The sequence below is a fragment of the Nonomuraea sp. CX421 genome (assembly GCF_059358955.1).
Genome location: NZ_JCADBK010000001.1, coordinates 621,014 through 646,048, shown reverse-complemented (window position 1 = coordinate 646,048; position 25,035 = coordinate 621,014). Strand labels below are relative to the sequence as shown.

General features: G+C 69.9%; 22 protein-coding genes and 1 pseudogene. 9 read left to right on the top strand and 14 right to left on the bottom strand.

All coding sequences use genetic code 11. The features are described from left to right. Positions 1-32: 32 nt before the first annotated feature. Positions 33-2,471 carry a PEP/pyruvate-binding domain-containing protein gene (locus tag AC5L3X_RS03020; protein WP_494854906.1) on the bottom strand — a complete coding sequence of 813 codons (2,439 nt, stop codon included), beginning with the start codon at positions 2,469-2,471 and terminating at the stop codon, positions 33-35. Continuing rightward, complete coding sequence (locus AC5L3X_RS03015; protein WP_494854905.1) at positions 2,468-3,127, bottom strand: TetR/AcrR family transcriptional regulator; 660 nt, start codon at positions 3,125-3,127, stop codon at positions 2,468-2,470. Before AC5L3X_RS03015 ends, AC5L3X_RS03020 begins: the two co-directional genes overlap by 4 nt. Before the next feature lie 143 nt (positions 3,128-3,270). Here AC5L3X_RS03015 and AC5L3X_RS03010 point away from each other — a divergent pair, with 143 nt between their 5' ends. Together AC5L3X_RS03010 and AC5L3X_RS03005 are read left to right on the top strand one after the other, a co-directional pair. Then, positions 3,271-3,651 carry an ArsR/SmtB family transcription factor gene (locus AC5L3X_RS03010; RefSeq protein ID WP_225262058.1) on the top strand — a complete coding sequence of 127 codons (381 nt, stop codon included), beginning with the start codon at positions 3,271-3,273 and terminating at the stop codon, positions 3,649-3,651. A 159-nt stretch (positions 3,652-3,810) separates the two neighbouring features. Continuing rightward, positions 3,811-4,794, top strand: a complete 984-nt coding sequence (locus AC5L3X_RS03005) for a cation diffusion facilitator family transporter (protein WP_494854903.1) — start codon at positions 3,811-3,813, stop codon at positions 4,792-4,794. Between the two features lie 112 nt (positions 4,795-4,906). Here the strand turns inward: AC5L3X_RS03005 and AC5L3X_RS03000 are convergent. The 6 genes and pseudogenes from AC5L3X_RS03000 to tnpA all read right to left on the bottom strand — a co-directional run. Next, positions 4,907-5,206 (bottom strand): annotated as a pseudogene (locus tag AC5L3X_RS03000) (response regulator); the annotation flags it as partial. A 111-nt stretch (positions 5,207-5,317) separates the two neighbouring features. After that, the gene (gene pstB, locus AC5L3X_RS02995; protein WP_494854902.1) at positions 5,318-6,166 is read right to left on the bottom strand and encodes a phosphate ABC transporter ATP-binding protein PstB; all 849 of its coding nucleotides are present in this window, start codon (positions 6,164-6,166) and stop codon (positions 5,318-5,320) included. Between the two features lie 7 nt (positions 6,167-6,173). Next, positions 6,174-7,064 carry a phosphate ABC transporter permease PstA gene (pstA, locus tag AC5L3X_RS02990; protein ID WP_494854901.1) on the bottom strand — a complete coding sequence of 297 codons (891 nt, stop codon included), beginning with the start codon at positions 7,062-7,064 and terminating at the stop codon, positions 6,174-6,176. Then, complete coding sequence (pstC, locus tag AC5L3X_RS02985; protein WP_494854900.1) at positions 7,064-7,963, bottom strand: phosphate ABC transporter permease subunit PstC; 900 nt, start codon at positions 7,961-7,963, stop codon at positions 7,064-7,066. Before pstC ends, pstA begins: the two co-directional genes overlap by 1 nt. A gap of 39 nt (positions 7,964-8,002) precedes the next feature. Next, the gene (locus tag AC5L3X_RS02980) at positions 8,003-9,001 is read right to left on the bottom strand and encodes a PstS family phosphate ABC transporter substrate-binding protein (RefSeq protein WP_494854899.1); all 999 of its coding nucleotides are present in this window, start codon (positions 8,999-9,001) and stop codon (positions 8,003-8,005) included. A gap of 258 nt (positions 9,002-9,259) precedes the next feature. Continuing rightward, on the bottom strand, positions 9,260-9,688 hold the full coding sequence (gene tnpA / locus AC5L3X_RS02975; protein WP_494854898.1) for an IS200/IS605 family transposase: 429 nt from the start codon (positions 9,686-9,688) through the stop codon (positions 9,260-9,262). A 24-nt stretch (positions 9,689-9,712) separates the two neighbouring features. Here tnpA and AC5L3X_RS02970 point away from each other — a divergent pair, with 24 nt between their 5' ends. Continuing rightward, the gene (locus tag AC5L3X_RS02970; protein ID WP_494854897.1) at positions 9,713-10,855 is read left to right on the top strand and encodes an RNA-guided endonuclease InsQ/TnpB family protein; all 1,143 of its coding nucleotides are present in this window, start codon (positions 9,713-9,715) and stop codon (positions 10,853-10,855) included. Positions 10,856-10,908: 53 nt separating this feature from the next. Here the strand turns inward: AC5L3X_RS02970 and AC5L3X_RS02965 are convergent, their stop codons facing one another. The 4 genes from AC5L3X_RS02965 to AC5L3X_RS02950 form a co-directional block, all read right to left on the bottom strand. Beyond that, entirely contained in the window at positions 10,909-11,670 is a 762-nt protein-coding gene (locus AC5L3X_RS02965; RefSeq protein WP_494854896.1) for a FadR/GntR family transcriptional regulator, read from the bottom strand. A gap of 30 nt (positions 11,671-11,700) precedes the next feature. Beyond that, complete coding sequence (locus tag AC5L3X_RS02960; RefSeq protein ID WP_494854895.1) at positions 11,701-12,441, bottom strand: hypothetical protein; 741 nt, start codon at positions 12,439-12,441, stop codon at positions 11,701-11,703. 228 nt (positions 12,442-12,669) lie between these two features. Next, positions 12,670-12,858 (bottom strand): hypothetical protein, encoded by a 189-nt coding sequence (locus AC5L3X_RS02955; RefSeq protein WP_358469055.1) that lies wholly within the window; start codon positions 12,856-12,858, stop codon positions 12,670-12,672. Between the two features lie 61 nt (positions 12,859-12,919). Then, on the bottom strand, positions 12,920-13,840 hold the full coding sequence (locus tag AC5L3X_RS02950) for a DUF4437 domain-containing protein (protein WP_494854894.1): 921 nt from the start codon (positions 13,838-13,840) through the stop codon (positions 12,920-12,922). A 544-nt stretch (positions 13,841-14,384) separates the two neighbouring features. On the opposite strand from AC5L3X_RS02950, the gene AC5L3X_RS02945 reads away from it, so the two are divergent. The 6 genes from AC5L3X_RS02945 to AC5L3X_RS02920 all read left to right on the top strand — a co-directional run bounded on the left by AC5L3X_RS02945 (position 14,385) and on the right by AC5L3X_RS02920 (position 22,258). After that, on the top strand, positions 14,385-15,278 hold the full coding sequence (locus AC5L3X_RS02945; RefSeq protein ID WP_494854893.1) for an isocitrate lyase/PEP mutase family protein: 894 nt from the start codon (positions 14,385-14,387) through the stop codon (positions 15,276-15,278). 46 nt (positions 15,279-15,324) lie between these two features. Further along, complete coding sequence (leuC, locus tag AC5L3X_RS02940) at positions 15,325-16,776, top strand: 3-isopropylmalate dehydratase large subunit (protein ID WP_494854891.1); 1,452 nt, start codon at positions 15,325-15,327, stop codon at positions 16,774-16,776. A gap of 2 nt (positions 16,777-16,778) precedes the next feature. Further along, positions 16,779-18,830, top strand: coding sequence for a hydantoinase/oxoprolinase family protein (locus AC5L3X_RS02935; protein WP_494854889.1), 2,052 nt, complete (start codon positions 16,779-16,781; stop codon positions 18,828-18,830). Positions 18,831-18,853: 23 nt separating this feature from the next. Further along, positions 18,854-20,590 (top strand): hydantoinase B/oxoprolinase family protein, encoded by a 1,737-nt coding sequence (locus AC5L3X_RS02930; protein ID WP_494854888.1) that lies wholly within the window; start codon positions 18,854-18,856, stop codon positions 20,588-20,590. Then, complete coding sequence (locus AC5L3X_RS02925) at positions 20,587-21,222, top strand: isochorismatase family protein (protein WP_494854886.1); 636 nt, start codon at positions 20,587-20,589, stop codon at positions 21,220-21,222. The genes AC5L3X_RS02930 and AC5L3X_RS02925 overlap by 4 nt, the downstream gene beginning before the upstream one ends. A 274-nt stretch (positions 21,223-21,496) precedes the next feature. After that, a complete protein-coding gene (locus AC5L3X_RS02920; protein ID WP_494854885.1) occupies positions 21,497-22,258 on the top strand; it encodes a FadR/GntR family transcriptional regulator in 762 nt (253 codons plus the stop codon). Positions 22,259-22,330: 72 nt separating this feature from the next. Here the strand turns inward: AC5L3X_RS02920 and AC5L3X_RS02915 are convergent, their stop codons facing one another. Continuing rightward, complete coding sequence (locus tag AC5L3X_RS02915) at positions 22,331-23,965, bottom strand: FAD-binding oxidoreductase (protein WP_494854883.1); 1,635 nt, start codon at positions 23,963-23,965, stop codon at positions 22,331-22,333. Then, positions 23,962-24,765: an alpha/beta fold hydrolase gene (locus tag AC5L3X_RS02910; RefSeq protein WP_494854881.1), complete on the bottom strand. Its 804-nt coding sequence runs from the start codon at positions 24,763-24,765 to the stop codon at positions 23,962-23,964. Before AC5L3X_RS02910 ends, AC5L3X_RS02915 begins: the two co-directional genes overlap by 4 nt. Positions 24,766-25,035: the final 270 nt, after the last annotated feature.

Genomic DNA, 25,035 nt, shown 5'->3' with positions numbered 1-25,035 from the left:
CCCGCGCCGCTCGCGGCGGGTGTCCGGACCGGTTACGGGCCGAGCGTGACGGTGCCGGCGGCGCCGTCGATGGTCACCCGATCACCGGTGCGGATCTCCCGCGTGGCGTCGCGCACGCAGATCACGGCGGGAATGCCGTACTCGCGGGCCACCGTGGGCCCGTGGGCCATCGGCGAGCCGGTCTCGGTCACCAGCCCGGCGGCCGTCAGGAACAGGGGCGTCCAACCGGGGTCGGTGGTGGGCGCCACCAGGATCTCGCCAGGCTCCACGCGCGCCCCGGCGGGGTCGAGGATCACCCGAGCCGGGCCGCTGGCGGTGCCCGGCGCCGCCGCCAGGCCGACGAGCGTGCCCTCGGCGGGCGGCGTGTCCGGCGCGAGAGCCTCCAGGTCGGTGCCGTCGGAGAGCAGCAGCACCGGGACGCCGCGACGGCGCGACTCCCGCTCGTGCACGGCCCGGCGGGAGGCGACCAGCTCGCGGTGATCAGTGCCCTCGGCCGCCGCGGCCGCCTCCCGGAGGTCGAGGAACATGATGTCGTCGGCCCGGTCGAGCAGGCCGCGCCCGGCCAGCTCGGCCCCGGCCAGCAGGAGCTGGCGGCGCGTCTCGGCCAGTGGATACAGCCAGGCGAACTTGCCGAGCTCCCGCAGGCCGCTCAGCGCGCGGGCCCGGAGCAGGAAGAACCTGGCCAGCCGGGCCCGGACCGGTCGCCGCCGGGCACGCCGTACCAGCTCGTCGATCTTCTGCTCCGCCTCGCGGGCCGCTCGGGCGAAGCGCCGGTCCGGCGCCTGGCCGGGGTCGGTGAGACGGAGGTAGTTGGCGATCGCGGAGAAGAGCGGCGCCGGGTCCTCGGCCCACCGGGGCACGCCGACGTCGGCCTCGGCGGCGCCCCGCATGCCGTACTCGGCGAGGAACGCCTCCAGGCCGATGCCGGGCAGCCCGCCCTCCCGGTAGCGTCGCGCGAGCTCGGTCGCGGGCGTGTCGAGCAGCAGGTCGCGATGCTCGCCGATGTTCGCCGCGAGCCGCCACAGGGTCAGGTCCATCTCGGTGGTGACGTTGTACGGCATGCCGCGCTGCACGGTCTCGATCTCGCCCTCGGCGGTGACGCCCTTGAGCAGCCAGGCGCCCAGCTGGACGGAGAGCATGCCCGCGTACAGCGCCGACATCGACCGCATCATGCTCCCGGTCACGAAGGAACGCTGGAGGCCGGCGGCGAGGCGCACCCGCTCGGCCGCCGTGGCCCCGTTCGCGAAGCCGGGGGGCGGCGCGGCCAGCCGCCGGGCCTCCTCCGCCACCCGGAAGGCCCTCTCGCGGGCCGGAGCCGGGCGGACCAGGGCCCGCACGACTCCGGCCGTGATCAGCGGGGCGAACCGCAGCGTCATCCTGACCACGGTGCTCAGCCGGTACGGCCGGCCGGGCAGCGGCGCGAACCGGGGATCCCCTGACAACCGCTCCATCGCCACGGCGGCCCGGGGCCCGTAGATCCGCAGCACCTCGGGCAGTCGCTCGCGGCTCGCCCGGTGCCGGACGAGATCCGTCAGGTCGACGTAGAGGCGCCCGCCCACGGAGACGACCGACCTGGGCCCGTCGATCGGATCGACCCTGACCCCGCAGACGGCGGCCAGGCCGGCGATGACCACCTTGAACGCCGACATCCCCATGGGGGTGAACGGTCGCAGCATCCCCTCCATGTGGCCGAACTCGAAGTAGACGCGGGGCCCGGGCCGGTCGCTCTCCGGCGGGAGGGGGAAGAGCGTGGTGATGGGCCGGGACTGCAGCAGCCAGAGGGCTCCGTCGCGATCGAAGGCCCACTCGACGTCCTGAGGCGCTCCGAAGTGCTCCTGAAGCCGCTGCCCGGCGTCGTACAGCGCGGTCAGGTGTCGCGGGCCAAGGCAGCCGTGCGCGCCGGTCGGCTCGCGGCCGTCCAGCAGGTAGTGGTCGGTGTCGGCCGACCCGTCGACCACGGCGGTGCCGAGACCGGGGGCGGCGTCGACGACCATCTGGGTGCGGGCGCCGGTGATCGGGTTGGCGGTGAAGAGCACTCCGGCGACCTCGGGGTCGACCATGCGCTGCACCACGACCGCCATGGAGACCGAGTCCTCGTCGATCCCGTTGGCCTTCCGGTAGGCGATCGCGCGCTCGGACCACAGCGAGGCCCAGCAGGCGCGGACGGCGTCGACCAGGTCGGCGGCTCCGCTCACCCCGAGGAAGGTGTCCTGCTGCCCGGCGAAGCTGGCGTCCGGCAGGTCCTCCGCGGTGGCGCTGGACCGGACGGCCACCGGGCCGCCGCCCAGCCTGGTGTAGGCCTCGACGAGCTCGCTCTCGGGGATGACGCCCGCGGCGTGCGCCTCGGTGGTCAGGCAGAAGCCCGCGGGCACCGCCTCACCTGCCCCGATCAGCTCGCCGAGCCCGGCGGCCTTGCCGCCCACCAACTCGACCATCCTCGCGTTCACCCGGGCGAGTTCGATCACGTTCATGGGGGGCCTCCTTGTGGCGGAGCGGGGCTCCGCGAGGTGAGGTCAAGGGCCTGCTCCATGGCGGCCCGGTATTCGGCGGCCTCGCGCGGGGTGAGCATGGGGTGGGACTGGATGTCGAGCAGGGCACGGTAGAACAGCCGCTCGCCCTCCGGGGAGAAGACGTCGGCGCCGAGGCCGCGTGACACGTGCTGGTGCAGGATCCCGATGGCCAGCCCCATCGCGGTGGCCACCGTCGCGCGGGCCTTCCGGTCGACGTCTGACGGGTCGGGCCGTTGCTGGTCGAGCTCGGCGAACCACTCCTCGCTCATCTCGACCATCTCGTCGAACAACTGGGTGGCGCCGCCCTCGGTGAGGGAGCGCGCGAGATAGCGCTGGTAGGGCCCGATCACTCTGATAGGGCTCAGGTTTCCGGGGGTGGGCCCGGCGTGGGCCTGGGCGTTGAGCCGACGGACGATCTTCGCCAGGTGGTCGTCGCAGGCCTCGCGGAGCGCCTGCTTGGAGCCGAAGTGGTGGCGTACCAGCCCCGGTGACACGCCGGCCGTCTCGGCGATGGCGCGGATGGTGGCCCGTTCGAAGCCCAGCTCGCCGAAGTGCTGCACCGCCGCGTCCCTGATGCGGGCGCGAGCGGTGAGGTCTTCGGGGTCAGGTCGGGTCATCTTCATCCTATTCGCCGGTATCGCTAACTGTTCGTCCACATAGCACGCTATACAGCTGTATAGCGGTAAGTCCAGCCCTGGCTTGACGGTTACCGCCACGCCGTACCTATGGTCTTCATGTGAAGGCTTCTTCAACTAACGAGGTGTCCGACATCGAAAGCTGCAGCGCCCGGGTGGTGGACGCGGAGCGCGTGGCCCTGGTGTCCTCGCGGATGCCCGCCGACGGTGACCTGGCCGACACGGCCGACGTCTTCGGCCTGCTCTCCGATCCGGGCAGGCTCCGCCTCCTCCTCGCGTTGCTCGAAGGAGAGCTCTGCGTCTGCGACCTGGCCGTGGTCAGCGGGTTGAGCGAGTCCGCCACCTCGCACGCGCTGCGTCTGCTCCGGGCGCACCGCGTGGTCTCGGTACGGCGGGCCGGCCGGATGGCCTACTACCGGCTCGACGACGCGCACGTGCGGATGCTGCTCGACCTGGCCGTCGCCCACACCGAGCACACCCAGGCGGTGCATCCCGAGCGCGACTGAGCGCCCGGTGGACGGCGCATTGACAGAACCGGATTCGATCGTGCACCCTCACATATGAGCAATCATTCATGCGTTTGAGTGATGTCGTGCCCGCAGGGCAGAAGAGCAGAGAGCCTGGCCTGCGGTGACGCGCGGCTGCCCATAGGAGAGGACGCGACCATGACCGGTCATGGCCACAACGAGCACAACGGTCACGGGCACGGGCATGGTCACGCCGTCACCATCGACGCGGACCGCCGCTACCTCGGCGGCGCCCTGGCGCTGATCGTCGGGTTCATGGCGATCGAGGTCGTCGTCGGTCTGGCGGCCCAGTCGCTGGCCCTGATCTCCGACGCCGGCCACATGCTGACCGACGCGGTGGCGATCATCCTGGCCCTGGTCGCGATGCGGATCGCGGCCAGGCCCCCGCGCGGCGGCTTCACCTACGGGCTGAAGCGGGCCGAGATCATCTCGGCCCAGGTCAACGGCATCACGTTGCTGCTGCTGAGCGCCTACTTCATCTACGAGGGCGTGCGCCGGGTGATCGAGCCGCCGCACGTGGAAGGTCTCTACGTGGTGGTGACCGGCCTGGCCGGCATCGTCGTCAACCTGGCCGCCACCTGGCTGCTGTCGCGGGCCAACCGGTCCAGCCTGAACGTCGAGGGCGCCTACCAGCACATCCTCAACGACCTGTTCGCGTTCACGGCGACCACGGTGGCGGGCACGGTCGTGTGGCTGACCGGCTGGGCCCAGGCCGACGCCCTCGCCGCCCTGGTCGTGGCGGCGCTGATGCTGAAGGCCGGCTGGGGGCTGGTGCGAGACTCGGGCCGGGTGTTCATGGAGGCCGCCCCGGTCGGCATGAACCCCGCCGAGATCGGGCAGCGGGCCGCCGCGCTGGAGCACGTGGTCGAGGTGCACGACCTGCACGTCTGGGAGGTGACCTCCGGCTACGCCGCGCTGTCCGCGCACATCCTGGTCACGCCGGGCGTCGACTGCCATGCCGTACGGCTGGCCGCCGAGCGGCTGCTGCACGACACGTACGGGATCGAGCACACCACGCTGCAGGTGGACCACGCCCCGGACCGGCCACTGCCACCCGGCGAGGTGGACGTCCACTGTGCCGACCCGCACGGTCCCGCGCACCGGGGCAGCTCGGCGGTGTGAGCCCGGTCAGGCGTGCGCGGAGACCAGGCGGTAACCGACCCCTCGCACGGTCTGGATCACGGCCGGCCGCCTCGCCCGACGCGGTGGCCTGGAGCAGCGGCAGCAGCTCGTGCACGCGGTACGGCCTGGCGACGCAGGCCGTCGCGCCGGCGGCGAGCGCCCGCACCGCCAGCTCGGCGTGGCCCTCGCCCACGCCCAGCAGCACGGGGGTGAGCCGGCTGAGGCGGACCGCGCGGACGAAGTCGACGGCGCCGATGAGCGGCAGTGTGGCGCTGACCAGCACGGTGTCCGGCCGCAGCGCTCCGGCCTGGATGAGCGCCTGGGCGCCGTCAGGCACGCCGGTGACGTCGATGCCCTCTCGCCCCAGCGCCTCCGCGAGCTCCCGGACCCCGGCCGTGTCGGGGTCGGCCACCAGCAGCAGGGGCACCCCCGGTTGGCCTCGGGTCCGGCACTCGCCGTTCCGTGCCTCCTCGCCCGGTGTCGCCGGCGGCTGGTTCACCCGGGTTCTCCTCTGCAGAGTGGGTCACCCGAAGCGCCCGGTGATGTAGTCCTCGGTGCGCTTGTCGGTGGGATTGGTGAAGATGCGGCTGGTCTCGTCGAACTCCACGAGGCGCCCGTGCCGCTCGCCGCGCTCGTCGACGTCGGCGGTGAAGAACGCGGTGCGGTTGGAGACGCGGGCCGCCTGCTGCATGTTGTGCGTGACGATCACGATCGTGTAGTCGCGCGACAGCTCCTGCATCAGGTCTTCGATCTTGGTGGTGGCGATCGGGTCGAGGGCCGAGCACGGCTCGTCCATCAGGATCACCTCGGGCTTGACCGCGATGGCCCGCGCGATGCAGAGGCGCTGCTGCTGGCCGCCCGACAGCGACAGGGCGTTCTGCTTGAGCTTGTCCTTGACCTCGTCCCACAGGGCGGCCTGGGTGAGCGCCTCCTCGACGAGGTCGTCCGTCTTGCCCTTCATACCGTTGACCCGCGGGCCGTAGGCGATGTTGTCGTAGATGGACTTGGGGAAGGGGTTCGGCTTCTGGAAGACCATGCCGATGCGCCGCCGTACCTCGATCGGGTCGACGTGCGCGCCGTAGAGGTCCTCGCCGTGGTACATGATCTTGCCGGCCGCGCGGGCGCCGGGGATGAGGTCGTTCATCCGGTTGAAGCAGCGCAGCACCGTGCTCTTGCCGCAGCCGGACGGGCCGATCATCGCGGTGATCTCGCGGTTGCCGATGGTCAGATCGACCTCGCGCACGGCCTCGTACTCGCCGTAGAAGACGCTCAGGCCGGTGACGGTGAAGACCGGGTCGAGGGCTTCGGCGGTGCGGGGGGCCACCGGGCCGCGGACCGTGACGTTCGGCATGGAGGTTCCTATCTCAGTCATCTTTCCCTCACCAGCGCTTCTGGTAGCGGTTACGGAGCCAGATGGCGGCGGAGTTCATCAGCAGCAGGATCACCAGCAGGATCACGATCGCCGCCGAGGCCAGGATGTGGAACCCCTCACGCGACTGGGAGATCCAGTTGAAGATCTGGATCGGCAGCACGGTGTAGCTGGCGAAGATCCCGTCCGGGTTGAACCTGATGAACGACACGGCGCCCAGCATGAGCAGCGGGGCGGCCTCGCCGATCGCCCGCGACAGGGCCAGGATCGAGCCGGTCGCGATGCCCGGGATCGAGGCGGGCAGCACCTGCCGGGAGATCGTCTGCCACTGCGTCGCGCCCAGGGCCAGCGAGCCCTCGCGGATGGACGGCGGGACCGCGCGGATCGCCTCACGCGAGGCGATGATCACGATGGGCAGCACCAGCAGCCCGAGGGTGATCGACGCGGTGATCACGCTGAATCCGAGCCCGAAAGTCCGGGCGATGATGCCGAGGCCCAGGATGCCGTAGACGATCGACGGGATCGCCGCCAGGTTCTGGATGTTGAGCTCGATGACCCGGTTCCACCAGCGGTCCCTGTCCGCGTACTCCTCCAGGTAGATCGCCGCGGCGATGCCGGTGGGCAGGGTGAGGAGCGCGGTGATCGAGATGACCCACAGGGTGCCGGTGATGGCCGACTGGGCTCCGGCGATGTCCGGGTTGCGGACCGACGGCATGTTCTCCCACAGGCGGGAGTCGAGCCGCGGCCAGCCCTCGATGAGGACGTAGGAGAGCAGGGCGAGCAGGAAGACGAACGCGATCGCCAGGCTGGCGATCAGGGCGATGCGGAACAGGTGCTCCCTGAGCGGCTGCCCCTTGCTCGCCAGCTGGACGGCCGAGCGCGGCGTCGAGAGAACGGCCATCACTCGTACACCTCACGGTACTTCCGCACCAGACGGGCGCTGACGTAGTTCATCGCGAACGTCATCACGAAGAGCAGTGAGCCGACCGCGAAGATGGTGTTGTAGTCGACGGTGCCGATGGGCACGTCGCCCGAGCCCGCCTGGGCGATGAACGCGGCCATGGTCTGCATCGCCTTGCCGAGGTCGAGGGTGAAGTTGGGCTGGCCGCCGCCGGCGATGTAGACGATCATCGTCTCGCCCGCGCCCCGCGAGATCGCCAGGATGACGGCCGCGACGATGCCGGAGAAGGCCGCCGGGAGCACCACGCGGAGTGAGGTGATCATCCTGGAGGCGCCCAGCGCGTACGAACCCTCCCGCAGCCCGCTCGGCACCGCCGTCATCGCGTCCTCGGAGAGCGAGGCGACGATCGGGATGATCATGAAGCCGACGACCAGGCCGGCGCACAGCGCGTTGAAGATCTCGATCTCGAACGGCAGGATGCCGCGCAGCAGCGGCGTGACGAAGCTCAGCGCGAAGAAGCCGAAGACCACGGTCGGGATGCCCGCCAGCACTTCGAGGACCGGCTTGCAGATCTTCCTGACCCGCGGCCTGGCGTACTCCGACAGGTAGACGGCGGCGCCCAGGCCGAGCGGCACGGCCACCACGATCGCGATGCCGGTCGTGATGAAGGTCGCGCTGACCAGCGGCAGCACGCCGTAGTGCGGAGGCTCGAACAGCGGCCCCCACTGGGTGGAGGTGAAGAACTCCACCGCGCTGATCTGGCCGAAGAACCTGATCGTGGGTTCCAGCAGCGACACCACGATACCGATGGTCGTGGCGACGGAGACCAGGGCGGCCACCAGCAGGATCGCCTTGATGACCTGCTCGCCGTGACGCGGGCGCGACCGCGCCAGGGACATGGGTGTCCCCGGCGCGGTCGCCGACTGGCGGGGAGCCATTCAGCCCGCCTGCGTCTTGAGCGCGGCGAAGTCGGTCTTGAGCTTGGCCTCCTGCTCGGCGTTCAGCGGGACGAATCGGGCGTCCGTCGCGATCTTGTTGATGTTGGCGACGAAGAAGTCGAGGAAGGCGGCGACCTCGGGTCGCTTCGCCGCCGTGGCCGACGGGTAGACGAACAGCGCCCGGGACAGCGGGGCGTAGGTGCCGTTCTGCGCGGTCTCGACGCTCGGGGCGACGCAGCCCTCGCCGGAGTCGATCTCCACGGCCTTCAGCTTGTCGGCGTTCTCCTCGAAGTAGGTGAAGCCGAAGTAGCCCAGGCCGCCCTTGGAGCCCGTCACCCCCTGGACGGTGATGTTGTCGTCCTCGCTGGGGCTGTAGTCCTTGCGGCTCGCGCCCTCCTCACCGTTGATCTCGTCGGTGAAGTAGTCGAAGGTGCCCGAGTCGGTGCCCGGACCGAACAGCTTCAGCGGCTCGTCGGGGAACTTGGCGTCGATCTGCTTCCAGGTGGTCACCTTGCCCTCGGCCGCCGGCTCCCACATCTTCTTGAGCTGGTCGGTGGTGAGGCAGGTCGCCCAGGTGTTCTCCTTGTTCACCACCACGGTGAGCGCGTCGGTCGCGACGGACAGCTGGCTGTGCTTGATGCCCTTGGCGTCGCACGCGGCCTTCTCCTCGTCCTTGATCGGACGGGAGGCGTCGGCGACGTCGGTCTCGCCGTTGCAGAACTTCTCGAAACCGCCGCCGGTGCCGGAGGTGCCCACCGTGACGTTGATCTTGGGCTGCTCCTCGGCGAAGAACTCCGCGGCGGCGCTGGTCAGGGGCGCGACGGTGCTGGAGCCGTCGATCTTGACCTGCCCGGTCAGCTCGGCGCCCGCGGCCTGGGTGGCGGCAGTGGTGCCCTCCCCGGCGGGCGGCGTGGTGTTGGTGCCGCCGCATGCGGCGGAAAGGGCCACAACGACGGCGGCCGTCGCCACCGCGCTGAGGCGGCGCTGTCCACTGGTCACGGTATGCGTTCCTTCTCCGTAGTGAGCTCTGGTTGCGGTGCAACTAGATACAAACGGGAGAAAGTGAACAGACGGCGAACAGGTCATGACCGCATCTGGAAGGGGTGTGCCAAGGCGCGTGAATCTCCGCTCCACGCGCCCGGAGATTCAGCAGGATCTGGCGTGGAACCCCGGGCGTTTACACCCGGGAGGAAACGACAGCGCGGGAGGGCCCTCAGGCCCGAGCGGTGCCGTGACGGCTGGCTTCGCGTGAGCGGCTCAGCCTGGTCGCTTCTGATTCTCGATGTACTCCTTGATGATCGACAGGGGTGCGCCTCCGCAGGAGGCGGCGAAGTAGCTGGGCGACCAGAAGTGGCCGCCCCAGAGATAGCGGCGGACATGAGCGCCGTACTCCTTCCGCAGCAGCCGGGCCGAGACGCCTTTGAGAGAGTTGACCAAGGTGGAGAGCGCGACCTTGGGCGGGTAGTGAACCAGCAAGTGGACATGGTCGTGCTCGCCGTTGAACTCGACCAGTTCGGCGCCGAAGCTGTCGCATACCTCGATCATGATTTCTTCACAGCGGCGCAGAAGTTCGTCGGTGAACACTCCACGCCGATATTTGGGTGTGAAGACCAAATGGGCATGCAGGGCGTAGACGACGGTGCGCCCACGCCGGATATCGGGATTGGGTTCCCATCGCGGTGACATAGGCCAAATGTTAGTGTGTTCGATGTGAAGGTGGTGGTGCAGGTGCGACTCCTGCCGACGCCCGAGCAGGCGGCGGCGCTGGAGGCGACCCTGCGCGCTGTCAACGCAGCCGCCTGCCAGGTCTCTACGCTGGCCTACGATCAGCGGGTCTTCCGCAACTACGACCTGCGCAAGCACGCCTACACGAGCATCAAAGACCACTACAGGCTGGCCGCCCAGGCCGCTCAGCACGTCATCAAAAAGGTCGCCGACGCCTACGCCGTCCTGCACGCCAACCTGCGGGCCGGGAACCTGGGCAAGCCGGGCTCAGTGCGACGCCTCAAAGTCGAATCCAAGCCGATCGCCTTTCGGCCCGACGCCGCTCAGCCCTTCGATGACCGATGTTTGTCCTGGCAGATCGACGCGCGGACGGTGTCGATCTGGACGGTTGCCGGGAGGCTGAAAGACCTGACGTTCACTGCCTCCGCCGAGCAGCTCAAGACCCTGTCGGCCTACCGGAAGGGCGAGTCCGACCTGGTCTGCCGGGACGGCGTGTGGTTCCTGATCGCGACCTGCGACCTTCCCGACCGGCCGGTGAGTCTGCCGGACGGCTTCCTGGGCGTGGACCTGGGCATCGCCAACATCGCCACTACCAGCACCGGCACCCGGCATTGCGGCAAGAGACTGAACGCGGTCCGCCACCGGCGGCGCGAGCTGCGACGCCGGTTGCAGGCCAAGGGCACCAAATCGGCCAAGCGGCTGCTGAAAAAGCGGCGCCGGGCCGAGGCGCGGTTCGCCGCCAACACCAATCATGTCATCGCCAAGCAGATCGTGACCGAGGCAGAACGCACCGGACAAGGGATCGCCTTGGAAGACCTCCAAGGCATCCGCGACCGGGTACGGCTTCGCAAGCCCCAGCGGGTCACGCTGCATGCGTGGAGCTTCCACCAACTCGGGAGCTTCATCTCCTACAAGGCGGCCCGGGCCGGGGTCGCCGTCATCCACGTCGACCCGTCCTACACCAGCCAGCAGTGCTCGGCCTGCGGGCACGTGGCCAAGAACAACCGGCCCGACCAGGAAACCTTCGCCTGTACGTCGTGCGGCTTCGCTGAGCATGCCGACGTCAACGCAGCCCGGAACATCGCCTCACGCGGTGAGACGGGCTGGGCAGTGAGTCACGCTGCCTGACGCGGACCAGACCGTCGAAGCCATCGACGGCGAGGAACTGCAAGCTCGGTCGTTCACGGCCGAGAAGCTGACAACTCCTCGTGGTAGGCGTCGCGGATGCGGCTCAGGTGGGCCCGCATGGCGTCGCCGGCGCCCTCGGCGTCGCCGGCCTCGACGTGGCCGATGATGACCTCGTGCTCCTGGTCGACCCTCGCCCAGAACTCGGGCGGGGCGTCGGTGTTGAGGAAACGGGTCTGGAGCACCCGGAACACCGGCTCGGTCATCATCGCGAGCAGGCCGTTGCCGCTCGCCTCGATGATGATGCCGTGGAAGTGCCGGTGCTCGCGGAACTTCACGCTGCGGCCACGGCTGTGCTTCTCGCGCTCGACGGCGTCGCGCAGCGCGTCGAGGTGCCGCTGCTCACGCCGGCGCGCGGCCAGGGCGGTGGCAGGGACCTCCAGCAGTTCGCGGCCTTCGAGGATGTCGGCCAGCCGCAGCGCGGCCGAGCCGGACATCAGGCCGATGCCGGTCTCCAGGTAGTCGCTGATCTGGGCCGGCTCGATCCGCGAGACGAAGGTGCCCCCGGCGGTGCCCCGGACGGTCTTCACGAACCCCTGCGAGGCGAGCACGCGCAGTGCCTCGCGGACCGTGCTCCGGCTCACCCCGAAGTTTCCGCAAAGGTCGGTCTCCGACGGAAGGCGATCTCCCGAGGAGAGCCGGCCGTCGAGGATCAGCTCCTCGATCTGGTCGGCGACCTGCTGGTAAGCCGGACGCAGCCGGTTGACCGGCAGTTTCGGCTTCGCGGGACCACCGCCGTTCCCTTGCGAACTGGCCATGTCCGTCCCATTCTCAGAGTCCTGTGCTCGCTACAGGCCGAAGGTGCTGCCGGGCTTCCACAGGCCGAGGAACGCCGCGAGGGCGACGCAGATCCAGATCGTGTACGCGTAGGGCCGGGCGCCGCGCAGCGTCTTGCCGAGCTGCCGCTCGACCTCCGGAGACGAGCCCGACTCGGCGAGCTTGGTGAAGGCCTGGCCGAACGGGAGCAACACCCGTTCCATCCCGACGGCGCTGCCGACCGCGATCGCGTACAGCAGGACCTTGGCGCCGAGCCACGTCGGATTGCTCGTGGCGCCGAACGGTGCCGGCGCCACCATGACGTAGATCGCGATGGCCGCGATGGCCAGCGCGACGACGGCCTTGCCGATGAAGTCGGCGCGTTCGAGGAAGTGCCCGAGCCGGTCGGGGCTCGTCGGCGGCCGGCCGCTGCGGCGGAACAGGTAGATCGTGACACCCGCCCACAGCAGGCACAGGAGCAGGATCGTGACGAGCGGCCAGCCGCGGAAGGGCTCACCGAGCGGGTTGAGCGCCATCAGGCTCACGCCGCTCGCGAGGAAGAGCGTCATGCTGACACGGGGGAAGAAGTCGATCACCCGCATGATCCCGGCCGCGGTGAAGCGGGCCTCGGTGGACAGCTTGCGGTTGATGATCTGCAGATGGGCGAGATAGACGCCCATGTCCGCGCCCAGCCAGAGGACGAAGAGCACGATGTGCACCCAGAGCAGCGACGACTGCAGCAGGGAGTAGTGGACGAACTCACTGGCCTCCATGGGCGGGCCCCCGATCCGGACGTGCCTGGCGGGCCGGACGTGCCTGGCAGGGCGCCGTCAACGTGCGCGGTTGCGCCCGTGAGCGTGAGGGCGGGGGTGCGGGGGTGTGAAAGCGGTTCATACTTCTCCGTCGGTGTGCCGCTGCCGCCGCGTGCGGCAGGCAGGGGTCCAGGACCGAGCCGGGCCAGGCCGGATTGCCGGTAGATGAGATCCGACCTGGCCAGGCGGTCAGTAGACGGGCTTCGGGCCCGGGGTCGGGATGCGCAGGATCTGCGTGATGTAGGTGCCGCAGCGCGGGCAGAGGCCCTCGGCTCCGGCGCTCCCGTCCTTGGACTCGATGACCTCGCCGTTGAAGCCGCTGTGCTCTTCGCACTGCGGGCAGAAGCTGTAGTACTCGTACTCTTCACTGGTCGTCATGGATGTGACCTCGCTTTCCGTGTCCTGGGGGCCGGGTTCGGCGCCCATGTGAGGCGCCCTGCTAGCGGCCCGCGCCGTCCCAGGGGCCGATCGAACGGGAGCGCACCGGCAGGCCCGCGATCTCGGGACGCTGCGCCGGGTTGTCGGGGTCGTAGTTCTTCGGCACTCCGTGCACCTTGACCTCGGGGTGCTCCGTGACCCAGTTGACCAGGTCGCCGTCGAGGCGGAAGAACCACATGGTGCCCTTGTCCGGGCCCGCGTGGAACGCGCCGTGCTTGACCTTGGCCGGACGGAAGAAGTAGGTGCCGGGCGTGATGTGACCGTAGTTGTAGTCCATGTCGCCGTAGATCGTGTACGCCTCCTCGAAGACCGGGTGGTGCGCCACCTTGTGGTCGGTCCAGTTCGGCGGGGCGTACGAGATCAGCGACACGAAGCCCTTGGTGTGGTCGTCCTCGGGCGAGGGGTCGCGGTAGAGGAACTTGACGTGCAGGAACCGCTGGCTGTCGCCCTCGTATATGTTGCGCTGCCAGGCGATGTCCTTCTCCTGCACGCAGGTGAGGAAGCCGGGCTTGTCGGTGGCGGTGTTGCCGCCCTGCGGGACGTACTTCGTGCGGTTCTTCTCCGAGCGGGAGAAGCCGAAGTCACCGTACTCACGGAAGATGAGCGCCTCGGTGCCGGCCTTGGCGGCCATGCGGGGCACCGCGAGGCCGGCCGGCGCGCGGAAGTAACCGCCCTTGCGGAGCACCTGGTCGCCCACCAGGACCTCGCCCTCGAGGACGTACCACTCGGTGTCGGCGTGGTGGTAGCCGGCCGGACGCTCCCAGGCCTCCTCGAAGATGACGCGGGTGGAGGCGGCGCCGTTCTCCTCGTCGTAGGAAAGGTTGCGCTGGAGGACCTTGCCGAGCTGGCTCTCACTGTGGGGCAACTCCACGGGGTGCCAGATCAGATCGGCGCTGTCGATCAACTCCACGTGCGGTCTCATACATGAACTCCTGCCGGCGGTCGTGATGGTGGAAGGGCTGTCCCGTGATTCGACGGGCCCGGCCGGCCATCGGAGATCGACGCTGACGACCTTGCGCCCGGCTCGTTCGGGGATCCCGTGAGATCGAGTGAAGGTTCCTCAGTGAGGAACAGTCTGATGTATTTAGTACAGCATCGTGTGAGCGAACGCGTCAAGGGTCGGAGCGACCTTGGGGGTCGGCATCGGAGGATTCGCGCCCGAGCTCCGGACGGCGCCTGTCCGGAGCTCGTACGGCATAGATCTGATGCTTGCCTCAATCTCGCCGCACCAGCGCCCGAAGCACCGCGAAGACCGACGTCAAACGGCAGATGGCCAGCATCATCGCTGCTCCAGCCGATATGTCTGCTGTATCTACAGGATCGTTGACACCGTCGCAGGTGGCCGACTAGCCTCAGCGCCTAGAGGATTCTCCCGCCGAGGCGCGTCCAGCCTCGCCCAGCGCAGCCCATGGTGCGCCGCGCTGCTCGTCTGAGCAATACATCAGTGTTATTAAGCGGAGGTTTGGATGGAGATCGGTGCGGCATCGGGCCGGCCTGAGTCCAAGAGGGCTCGGTTCAGAAGGCTGCTGGCGCAGGACGCCGTGACCGTGGCTCCAGGGGTGTTCGACGGGATCTCCACCCGGCTGGTCGAGCAGGCCGGATTCGACGTGGGCTACGCGACCGGCGCCGGCGCGGCCGCGTCGATGCTGGGCCTTCCCGACCTGGGGATGATGGGCCTCGCGGACATCGCCGACCACGTCGGCCGGCTGGCCGCCTCCACCTCGATGCCGCTCTTCTGCGACGCCGACACCGGCTACGGCAGCATCGGTTCGGTCATGCGCACGGTCGAGCTCTACGAGGCTGCCGGCGTCGCCGGCCTGCATCTGGAGGACCAGAGCTTCCCCAAGCGCTGCGGCCACTTTCCCGGCAAGCGGGTGGTGCCGGCGGAGGAGTTCGAGCGCCTGCTGAAGGCCGCCCTCTCCGCCCGGTCCGACCCCGACTTCGTGATCGCCGCCCGCACCGACGCCCGCGGCCCGCTCGGGCTGGACGAGGCGATCTCCCGGGCCAACAGATACGCCGACGCCGGGGCCGACCTGCTCTTCGTCGAGGCCCCGTTGAGCGTCGAGGACTTCGAGGCCATCGGCACCAGGGTCCAGGCGCCCAAGGTGGCGAACATGATCTCCAACAGCGTCACCCCGGTGCTGACCCACCAGGAGCTGACCGAGCTCGGATTCGCCCTGGCCATCTACCCCATCGCCGCCCTCGGGCCGGCGGCCGTGGCCATGCAGGAGGCCCTCCGGCACCTGGCCGAGGACGGGCACGACCGGGCCTCCCAGCACGGTTGGAGCTCCATCGACCTCGGCACCACCATGGGCCTGGCGGAGTGGTCCGAGAGAATCGCCGAGTTCGAGGCGCGATGACCACCGCCGAGGGTGGGGTCGGTGCGCCGGCGCGGGGCGTCACGACGTGAGCTCGCCCCGCGGTCCGCGCACTCTCCTCGACAAGATCTGGGACGAGCACGTGGTGGTGCCGGGGGACTCACCGGACGCGCCCGACCTGCTCTACATCGACCTGCACCTCGTCCAGGAGGTGTCCAGCCCCCAGGCCTTCGACGAACTGCGCGCGGCGGGGCGCGCGGTCAGGCGCCCCGACCTGACGATCGCCACCCAGGACCACAGCGTCCCGACGAGAGGCCGCCGGTTCGGCGTCAAGGACGTCGTCGCGCGGACACAGATCGAGCGGCTCGCCCGGAACTGCGAGGAGTTCGGGGTGCCGCTGCTCCCGCTCGGCTCGGCGTACCAGGGCATCGTGCACGTCATCGGGCCGGAGCTCGGGCTGAGCCAACCGGGCATGGTGATCGTGTGCGGCGACAGCCACACCTCGACCCACGGCGCGTTCGGCGCGCTGGCCTTCGGCATCGGGACGAGCGAGGTGGCCCACGTCCTGGCCACGCAGTGCCTGCCGCAGCGCAAGCCCAGGACGATGCTGATCGAGGTCGGCGGCCGGCTGCCTGTGGGCACCACGGCCAAGGACCTGGCGCTGACCGTCATCCGGCGGCTCGGCACCGGCGGTGGCGCCGGCCACGTCATCGAGTACCGAGGTGCGGCCGTCGCGGCGCTGTCCATGGAAGCCCGGATGACGTTGTGCAACATGAGCATCGAGGCCGGCGCCAGGGCGGCGCTCATCCCGCCCGACCAGGTCACCCTCGCCTATCTGCGGGGACGCCGCCGGGCGCCTGGCGGACAGGCGTGGGACCTGGCCGCGGCCCACTGGTCGCGGCTGCGCGGCGACCCGGGCGCCCGCTATGACGCGTCCCTGAGCATGGACGCCGGCGACGTGGTGCCCACGGTGACATGGGGGACGAACCCGGCGATGAGCGCGCCCGTGACCGGGCACGTGCCGCACCCGCGTGACACCGACGATCCCGAGGCCACCGCCCGCGCCCTTGAGTATCAGGGCATCAGCCCCGGCACCCCCATCGAGGAGATCGCCGTCGACCGGGTGTTCATCGGATCGTGCACGAACGCGCGGATCGAGGACCTGCGGTCGGCCGCCGCCGTGCTGCGTGGCCGGACCCTGGCCGCGCACGTCCGGGCCATGGTGGTGCCCGGGTCCACCCAGGTCAAGGCCCAGGCCGAGCGCGAGGGGCTGGACGGGGTCTTCCGCGCCGCCGGGTTCGAGTGGCGTGACGCCGGCTGCTCGATGTGCCTGTCGATGAGCGAGGACGTGGTCGCTCCCGGAGAGCGGTGCGCCTCGACCTCCAACCGCAACTTCGAGGGCCGCCAGGGCCCGAAGAGCCGTACCCACCTCGTCTCCCCGGCGATGGCGGCCGCCGCCGCCGTCGCGGGCCACTTCACCGACGTCCGTCGTCTCAACGCTCAGGAGACGTCTGAACCAGAAAGCGAAGGAACTCTATGAGCATGCGAATCGGAATAGACGTCGGTGGCACCTTCACCGACATCTACCTGCAGGATTCGGATACGGGCCGATTCTGGCTGGGCAAGACTCCTTCGACCGTCGAGCAGTCCGAAGGCGTGGCCACCGGGATCCGTCAGGTGTGCGAGCTGGCCGGGATCCAGCCGCAGGAGCTCGACGCCGTGCTGCACGGCACCACCGTCGCGACCAACGCCGTGCTGGAGGGCAAGGGCGCGCGGGTCGGGCTGCTGGTGACGGCGGGCTGGCGCAACATCCTCCACCTGGGCAACTCGTGGACCCCCGGACCGCTGTTCGGCTTCTTCGACTACCAGCCTCCTGAGCCGATGGTGCCGTTCGAGCGGATCCAGGAGGTCACCGAGCGGATCAGCCCGTCCGGTGAGGTCATCATCGCCCTCGACCCGGAGTCGGCGCGCCGCGCCGTCGACGCGATCCTGGACGAGGACGTCGAGGCGATCACGATCTGCCTGCTCAACGCGCACGGCGACCCCACCCACGAGCTCGCGGTCCGCGAGATCGCCCTGGAGCGCTGCCGGGCACGCGGCGCCGACCTCCCCATCTCGGTCTCCTCCGAGGTCAGCGCCGAGTTCCGCGAGTACGAGCGCACGGTCACCACCGTGATGAACTCCTACCTCGGCCCCGCCATGCGCCGCTACCTGTCCCGGCTCGAGGAGCGGCTGGCGAGCGCCGGCGTCTCCGCCCCCCTCCAGGTCGTACGCTCCGACGCCGGTCTCATGTCCGGCCGGGCCGCCCAGGAGTATCCGGTCCACACCGTGCTGTCCGGCCCGTCCGGTGGCGTCAACGGCGCCGCCCACATCGGTGGCCGAGCCGGGTTCGACCGGGTCCTGACCCTCGACATGGGCGGCACCTCGACCGACGTGGCCGTCTGCATGAACGGCGCGGCCGCGGTCTCCCGCGAGAGCAAGGTGGGCAGCTTCCCGATCCGGGTCCCCTCGGTGGACGTTGAGACGATCGGCGCGGGCGGCGGCAGCATCGCGAACGTCTCGGAGATCACCGGCGGCCTGCGCGTCGGCCCGGAGAGCGCCGGCGCGCAGCCCGGCCCGGCCTGCTACTCGCGCGGCGGCACGCTGCCCACGGTGTCCGACGCCAACGTCGTGCTCGGCCACCTGCCGGCCGAGCTGCTCGGCGGCGCGATGAAGCTGGACGTCGAGGCGGCCCACGCCGCCGTCCAGACCGTCGCGACCGAGCTGGGCGTCGGCGTGCACGAGGCGGCGCAGGCCATCGTGGACATCGTCAACGGCAACATGCTCGGCGCGCTGCGCGTCGTCACGGTGCAGAAGGGCCTCGACCCGGCGGACTTCGCGCTCATGTCCTTCGGCGGGGCCGGCGGGCTGCACGCCAACGCGATCGCCGCGGAGCTCGGCAGCTTCCCGGTCATCGTGCCGCCCGAGCCGGGCGTGCTGTCGGCCCTCGGCTTCATCGTCGCCGACGTCCGCAACGAGTTCGTCCAGTCCTTCCACCACAAGCTGGGCGACGAGGCGGTCAGCGGCCTGGCGGAGGTCACCCGCTCGCAGGCGGCGCGCGGTCGCGAGTGGCTGCGGTCGGAGGGCGTGGACGAGTCCGACGTGCGGCTGATCCACCTGTTCGACATGCGCTACCTGCGCCAGGGCTACGAGATCTCGGTGGAGTTCACCGAGGAGGAGGCCCGGACGCTCACGCTCGACCGGCTGACCGAGAGGTTCACCGACGAGCACCGGCGGCTCTACGGCTTCGAGCTGCCGACGCAGATCGAGCTGGTCAACGTCGGCACCCGGGCCATCGGCGTGACCAGCAAGCACGCCGTCGAGGCGCGGGAGGGCGGCGACCGTGACGCGAGCGCGGCCATCACCGGCACGTCGAACAGCTGGCACGACGGCGAGGAGATCGAGATCCCGATCTACGATCGCGCGAAGCTGGAGCCGGGCATGGTGATCTCCGGCAAGGCGCTCGTGCAGCAGTTCGACTCGACCACCGTCATTCTTCCGGGCTACCTCGCCGAGGTGGACGCCTGGCGCAACCTGCTCATCAGGGAGGCCTGACCATGATCGGCACGATTGATCCAGTGACCCTGGAACTGATCGAGAACGCGCTCAAGAACGTGCGCGCCGAGATGGACGAGGTCCTCCGGCGCTCGGCGATGTCGTCGTCGATCCGCGAGCAGCACGACGAGTTCCCGATGATCGCCGACAGCGAGGGCCGGATGATCGTCGGCCAGTTCGGCTCGTACATCCCCGAGGTGATCGGGCGGTTCGGCGGCGACGTGCACCCGGGCGACGTGATCATCCTGAACGACCCCTACCTGTGCAAGGGGTCGATCAGCCACACCAACGACATCCTGGTGATCGTCCCGATCTTCTTCGACGGCGCCCTGGTCGGCTACTCCAGCCAGTTCGGTCACGTCCTGGACATCGGCGGCCGGACGGCCGGCACCCAGTCGGCCGATGCCGAGTCGATCTGGGACGAGGGCCTGCGCATCCCGCCGGTCAAGATCCACGACCGCGGCCAGATGAACGACCAGCTGTTCAACCTGATCCTGAACAACACCCGCACCCCGGACGTCGTCCGGGCGGACATCCTCGGGCTCATCGCGGGCTGCAAGCGCGCCGAGCACCGAGTGATCGAGATCTGCGAGAGGTACGGCCGCGACACCTACCTCGCGGCCTGCGACGCGCTCCTGGAGCGCACCAAGCAGGCGATGATCAAGCTGATCCGCAGGTACATCCCCGAGGAGCGGACCACCTTCTGGGACTGGGTCGACGACGACGGGCTCGGCAACGGCCCGTTCAAGCTGCAGCTGACGGTGTGGCGCGAAGGCGACAAGGCGTTCTTCGACTGGACCGGCACCGACCCGCAGGCGCCCGGCTCGATCAACTTCCACATCCATGAGAGCCTCTGCAAGATGTTCTTCGGCGTCTACCTGATCATGGCGTTCGACAAGACCATCCTGTTCAACGAGGGCTACAACGACGTCTTCGAGACGACGCTGCCGCCCGGCTCCCTGCTCAACCCCGATTTCCCGTCGCCGCTGTCCAACCGGCTCAACGTGCACACGCGGTTCTTCGACTGCCAGTCGGGCGCGCTGGGGCAGAACGCCCCCGAGCTGTCGATGGCGGCCGGCTACGGCACCAGCCCCTACTTCGTCTTCTCGGGCCACACCGCCGACGGCGAGTACTTCCAGATGACCGAGTTGCTGTTCGGCGGCCTGCCGGGCCGGCCGGTGGGAGACGGTCTCGACGGGCACTCCTGGTGGCCGGAGTTCAAGAGCACGCCGGCCGAATACCTGGAGACCAACTACCCGCTGACCATCCTGCGCTACGAGCCGGTCATCGACTCGGGCGGCCCCGGCCTGCACCGGGGCGGCACGGGCATCGAGAAGGAGTACCTGTTCCACGCGCACGGCAAGGTGACCGTCAACGACGACCGGGCCACGCACCAGCCGTGGGGCATCGGCGGCGGCCGGGCGGGCGGCGTCTCGGAGAAGTCGGTGATCCGGGCCGGCGGCGAGGTCGAACACCTGCCCTCCAAGGTCGACAACGTGCCGGTGAGCCCGGGTGACCGGCTGGTGTTCCGCACGGCGGGCTCCGGCGGCTGGGGCGACGCCCTCGACCGGCCCGAGGCCGCCGTCACGACCGACGTGCGGCGACGGCTCGTCTCGGCGGAGTCGGCCGAGCGTGACTACGGCGTCGTCGTGGGCGACCCGGAGGCGACGGCCGCGCTGCGCGAGAAGCTGCGGGCCGAGCGCGCCACGGACGGCCGCTTCGACTTCGGCGCGCTCCCCGAGGGGCTGACGGCGCCATGACCGCGGCCTACGAGGATCTGGGCGAGGACTACACGGCGCACGGCTTCGCGCAGCGGCTGGGTTTCGGCTCGCGCCCCGCGCTGGTCGTGGTGGACTTCGTCAACGCGTACGTCACTCCGGGCTGCGACCTGTACGCCGGGGTGGAGAGCGCCGTCGAAGCGGGCGCCCAGGTGCTGGCCGCCGCGCGGAAGGCCGGCATCCCGATCATCTTCACCCGGGTGGTCTACCAGCCGGGCGGCGCCGACGGCGGGCTGTTCTACAAGAAGGCGCGAGCGCTCAAGCAGTTCGAGGGCCACTCCCACCTGGGGGCCATCGTCCCGCAGCTCACGCCGCGCGAGGGTGAGCTGGTCATCGACAAGCAGTTCGCCAGCGCGTTCTTCGGCACGTCGCTGTCGTCGATCCTGGCCGCGTCGGGGCGTGACAGCGTGATCGTCATCGGGCTGTCGACGAGCGGGTGCGTGCGGGCGACGTCGCTCGACGCGTGCCAGCACGGCTACATTCCCATCGTGGTGCGCGAGGCGGTCGGCGACCGTGACGCGCGGCCGCACGAGCAGGCGCTCTTCGACCTCGACGCGAAGTACGCCGATGTGGTCGGCCTCGACGAAGTGGTGGCCCACCTCGGTGGGTTGTGAGTTTCCAGAGCGGTGATGTCACCGCGGCCGGCCGGGAAGTCCCGGCCGGCCGCGGCGGGCGTTTCCGCGACCGTGATCCAGAAAGTACATCAGACACGAGCGAGCTGATTCGAGCCGGCCGCCTTGCGCATTCCTCGTACGAATGTGGAGGAAGTGCCTGGCTGAACACTCGCGGCCCTGAGATCGGACGGGTAAAATCGCCCGGATCGGTTATGGGGGCACATCTCGCGGGGGCGAGCACATGGTACGCACAGGCCAGGAAAGCGGGTCGTCAATGACATCGGATTCGCCCAATTTCACCGCTGACGGCCCCGATTCCGAAAATGTCGGATCTAAACCTCCGATACTTCCGGTCAGCAAGCTCAGGCCGGCCTACCAGCAGGTCGCCGACCAGCTCCGGACACTGATCCTCGACGGCTCACTGGCACCCGGAAACCGGCTGCCCAACGAGGTCAACCTCGCCACCAATTTCGGCACCAGCCGCACCACCGTGCGTGAGGCGCTCCGGGCGCTCACCTCGCAGGGCCTCATCTACACGCTGCGCGGCACCACCGGTGGCACGTTCGTGTCCCGCGTCCAGATCGACCAGGTGAGCGACTATCTCGAAACGAGCATCGGGCTGATGTCCGACGAGGACGGCGTCACCGCCCACGCGCTCTTCGAGGCGCGGCAGGCGCTCGAAGTGCCGTCGGCCGCGCTCACGGCGGAGCGGCGCACCGACGCGCATCTCAAGGCGCTCGGCGAGGTCATCACGATGGGCTCGCGCAAGGTGTCACAGGCGCGCGGCACCCCGGAGCACCGCACGTTCCACGAGATCGTCGTCGACGCCACGGACAACACCGTGCTGCGGCTCTTGACCGAGCCGATCTTCCGCGTGCTCCGCACCCGCATGCCCCGCGTCATGCCGGCCGAGTTCTACGTCGGCGTCGACGAGGACCACGAGGAGATCTTCGCCCTGGTCGAGGCGCGCGACGTCGAGGGAGCGTCCGACGCCATGCGCCGTCACCTCGAACACCTGCGCCGGGCTTACATGTGAACGACCGGCCCGCGCCAGGCGGGCCGGTCGTTCCGGGCTCGGCCCGCCTCGCGCGGGCCCGGGGGGCGGGGGTCAGGGGCCCCCGGCGGGCATTCCCAGCGAGCCCGGGTTCACGAGGCCGCGCGGGTCCAGGATCGACTTCACCTGGCCCAGCAGGGCGGCCACCTCCGGGGAGAGGCCCTCCTGATACTCGTAGCGCTTGCCGATCTGCAGGTGGGCGGCGCCCAGCTCACGCAGCCGGGCGCGCAGCGCGGTGCTCGCTTCGAGCACGACCGCCGTGGCCGCGGAGTCGGGCGTGTTGCCGTCGGCGAACTTGGCGTGCGTGCCCGGGTCGAGCATGAGGCTGTGCCACGGCGTCAGGCCGTCCATCCAGTAGAAGACGAACTCGATGATGAAGCCCGTCCCCGCCGAGGTGGCCAGGGCGCCGATCTCGATGCCGTGCTTCTCGAAGGACTCCCGCCACGGGGCCAGCGCCTTGTCCATCTCGGCCCAGGCCGTATCGGCCTCGCTGAACGGGAAGATGCCGTGCTGCGGCAGCATCAGCTCGCCGGCCCGGCTGACCGTGCCCGTGATGTCGACGAACGGATTGCCGTACATGACGCTCGGGACGGAGTTGGTGACCTCGGTCCCACCGGCGGCGCAGATCTTCCTGATCTGCGCGACCGAGGCGTCGGCCTCGGCGTCGGAGCGCGCCTCGACGATGCCGTGCAGGGCGTAGTGGTGCTCCCGGGCGACCCTGCGGCCGGCCAGCGCGACCTTCGCCGCCTGCCTGATGCCGCGGACCAGGTTGCCCTGCGAGCCGATGACGCCGGTCATGGCGCGGGCGCCGTCGGCGATGCTGGCGTCTCGCACCTCCCGGCCCTGCAGCACCGGATCCATGCCGAACAGCGTCTCGGCCAGGCCGCTGCGGGCCACGCCGGTGGCCGCGCGCAGGTAGTCCGACCTGTTCGCGTACTGGAAGGACACGAAACGTACGGCCGCCGGGGCGGGGACGAGACGCAGGGCGACCTCCACCTTGACGCCGAAGGCGCCGGTGTCGCCGAGGAAGAGCCCGGTGAGGTCGGGCCCGTGGGAGCGGAAGAACGGCCTGCCGGCGGCGGCTCCCCAGGTGCCGGTGCGGATGACCGCCCCGTCGGCGAGCACCACGGTGACCCCGAGGGTGCTCTCGGCGGACGTGCCGTTGGCCGTCGAGCCCCACATCACGGTGTTCTGCGACAGGCTGCCGCCCACGGTCGCGTAGCGGCCGGACATCGGGCCCCAGAACGGGGTGCGCAGCCCGCGCTCGGCGAGCGCGCTCCGGAGCGCGGCCCAGGTGCAGCCGGCCTGGACGACGACGTACATGTCGGCCTCGTTGATCTCCAGGATCCGGTCGAGGCCCGACAGGTCGAACAGGACGCTTCGCTCGCTGGTGGGCGTGTAGCCGGCGGTGTAGGACATGCCGCCGCCGCGCGGCACCACGGCGAACCCGGCGTCCGTCGTCAGGCGGACCGCCCGGCTGACGTGGTCGAGGCTGCGCGGGCGCACCACGAGCGCGGTGGTCGCGCCCGCCTGACCGCCGTCGTGCGAGTGCTGCTCCCGGACGATCGGGTCGTCGAGGACGTCGGCGGCGCCGAGCACCTCGGCGAGCCGGTCCCTCAGCTCCTCAGCGGTGGCCTCGGCGGTGGTCTCGGCGGTGGCCTCAGCGGTGGTCTCGGACGAGGCGCTCATGACGCGGCCGCCAGGCGCCCGTCGGGCAGGCTCAGGAACTCGTCGACGACGCGGGCGAGCTCGTCGGGGCGCTCGTCGGCCACGAAGACGCCGGCGTCCGGGATCTCGTGGAACCGGATCCACTCGGACAGCTCGGCGCTGCGCTCCGTCTCCTCGCGGAGCATCTCCCGCGAGCCGGCCAGCGCCAGCGTGGGAACGCGCAGGCGGTCGATGTAGGGCCGGTGATCGGTACGGCCGACCGCGTTGTGCCCGTACGGCCGCTTGTCACCCGACAGCATCAGGTCGCCGAGACAGCGAGGCGCGACGGTGGGAGCCAGGTCGGGGCCGGACAACGTCCAGAAGGCCTTCCACCACGTCAGGATGTCCGTGGCCTGCTCGTCGAAGACGGGGGGCTCCTCCTCGGCCAGCGCCCTGGCCGTCTCCTCGTCCAGCAGGGCGACGCCGTAGGCGACGATGCGGCGGACCCGGTCGGGCCGCTCCAGGGAGGCGGCCATGAGCACGGAGGCGCCGGTGTGGTGGCCCACTCCGTCGAACCGCTCGATCCCCATGCGGGACAGCGCGTCGAGCACGCGGCGGGCGTAGTACTCGACCGTGGGCGGGGAGGGAGGCGCGTCGGACATCCCGTAGCCGGGGAGGTCGAGGGCGATGACCCGCCGGCCGGTGCCGACGAGGTGGGGGATGAAGGCGGACCACATCATCAGGCTGGACGGCGCCTGATGGAGCAGGATCACCGGATCGCCGGTGCCCTCGTCCCAGTAGTGGATCTGTCCTTCTGGCGTGTCGACGTAGCCCTTCGGCACGAGGCCCCTCCCATGGTCCTGCTGACGCGGCCGGAGGCGTAGGGGCACCTGAGGTGTCCATCCCCTCATCCGCCCGTGAATTTCGACCGAGCCTACGCAGGGCGGAATCCCACTGTCAATATGTCTTATGTTTCCATGAAGGTGCTCGGGAGTGGATCTAGGGGCGGTGGCTTAGACAATTGGGCTGGATCCGCGAGGGCGAGCCCTCCACCAGTCGTAACACTGAACCTTCTTGCCTTTTGCGCTCGTGTTAACGGGTCTTGCGGGCCC

What these genes read in the sequence shown, in the direction of transcription:
- AC5L3X_RS03015 (WP_494854905.1), bottom strand. Translation starts at nt 3,127, where the DNA reads ATGACCCGACCTGACCCCGAAGACCTCACCGCTCGCGCCCGCATCAGG.
- AC5L3X_RS02925 (WP_494854886.1), top strand. Translation starts at nt 20,587, where the DNA reads ATGACCGCGGCCTACGAGGATCTGGGCGAGGACTACACGGCGCACGGC.
- tnpA (WP_494854898.1), bottom strand. Translation starts at nt 9,688, where the DNA reads ATGTCACCGCGATGGGAACCCAATCCCGATATCCGGCGTGGGCGCACC.
- AC5L3X_RS03020 (WP_494854906.1), bottom strand. Translation starts at nt 2,471, where the DNA reads ATGAACGTGATCGAACTCGCCCGGGTGAACGCGAGGATGGTCGAGTTG.
- AC5L3X_RS03005 (WP_494854903.1), top strand. Translation starts at nt 3,811, where the DNA reads ATGACCGGTCATGGCCACAACGAGCACAACGGTCACGGGCACGGGCAT.
- pstA (WP_494854901.1), bottom strand. Translation starts at nt 7,064, where the DNA reads ATGGCCGTTCTCTCGACGCCGCGCTCGGCCGTCCAGCTGGCGAGCAAG.
- pstB (WP_494854902.1), bottom strand. Translation starts at nt 6,166, where the DNA reads ATGACTGAGATAGGAACCTCCATGCCGAACGTCACGGTCCGCGGCCCG.
- AC5L3X_RS02945 (WP_494854893.1), top strand. Translation starts at nt 14,385, where the DNA reads ATGGAGATCGGTGCGGCATCGGGCCGGCCTGAGTCCAAGAGGGCTCGG.
- AC5L3X_RS02950 (WP_494854894.1), bottom strand. Translation starts at nt 13,840, where the DNA reads ATGAGACCGCACGTGGAGTTGATCGACAGCGCCGATCTGATCTGGCAC.
- AC5L3X_RS02960 (WP_494854895.1), bottom strand. Translation starts at nt 12,441, where the DNA reads ATGGAGGCCAGTGAGTTCGTCCACTACTCCCTGCTGCAGTCGTCGCTG.
- AC5L3X_RS02935 (WP_494854889.1), top strand. Translation starts at nt 16,779, where the DNA reads ATGCGAATCGGAATAGACGTCGGTGGCACCTTCACCGACATCTACCTG.
- AC5L3X_RS02955 (WP_358469055.1), bottom strand. Translation starts at nt 12,858, where the DNA reads ATGACGACCAGTGAAGAGTACGAGTACTACAGCTTCTGCCCGCAGTGC.
- AC5L3X_RS02920 (WP_494854885.1), top strand. Translation starts at nt 21,497, where the DNA reads ATGACATCGGATTCGCCCAATTTCACCGCTGACGGCCCCGATTCCGAA.
- AC5L3X_RS02965 (WP_494854896.1), bottom strand. Translation starts at nt 11,670, where the DNA reads ATGGCCAGTTCGCAAGGGAACGGCGGTGGTCCCGCGAAGCCGAAACTG.
- AC5L3X_RS02915 (WP_494854883.1), bottom strand. Translation starts at nt 23,965, where the DNA reads ATGAGCGCCTCGTCCGAGACCACCGCTGAGGCCACCGCCGAGACCACC.
- pstC (WP_494854900.1), bottom strand. Translation starts at nt 7,963, where the DNA reads ATGTCCCTGGCGCGGTCGCGCCCGCGTCACGGCGAGCAGGTCATCAAG.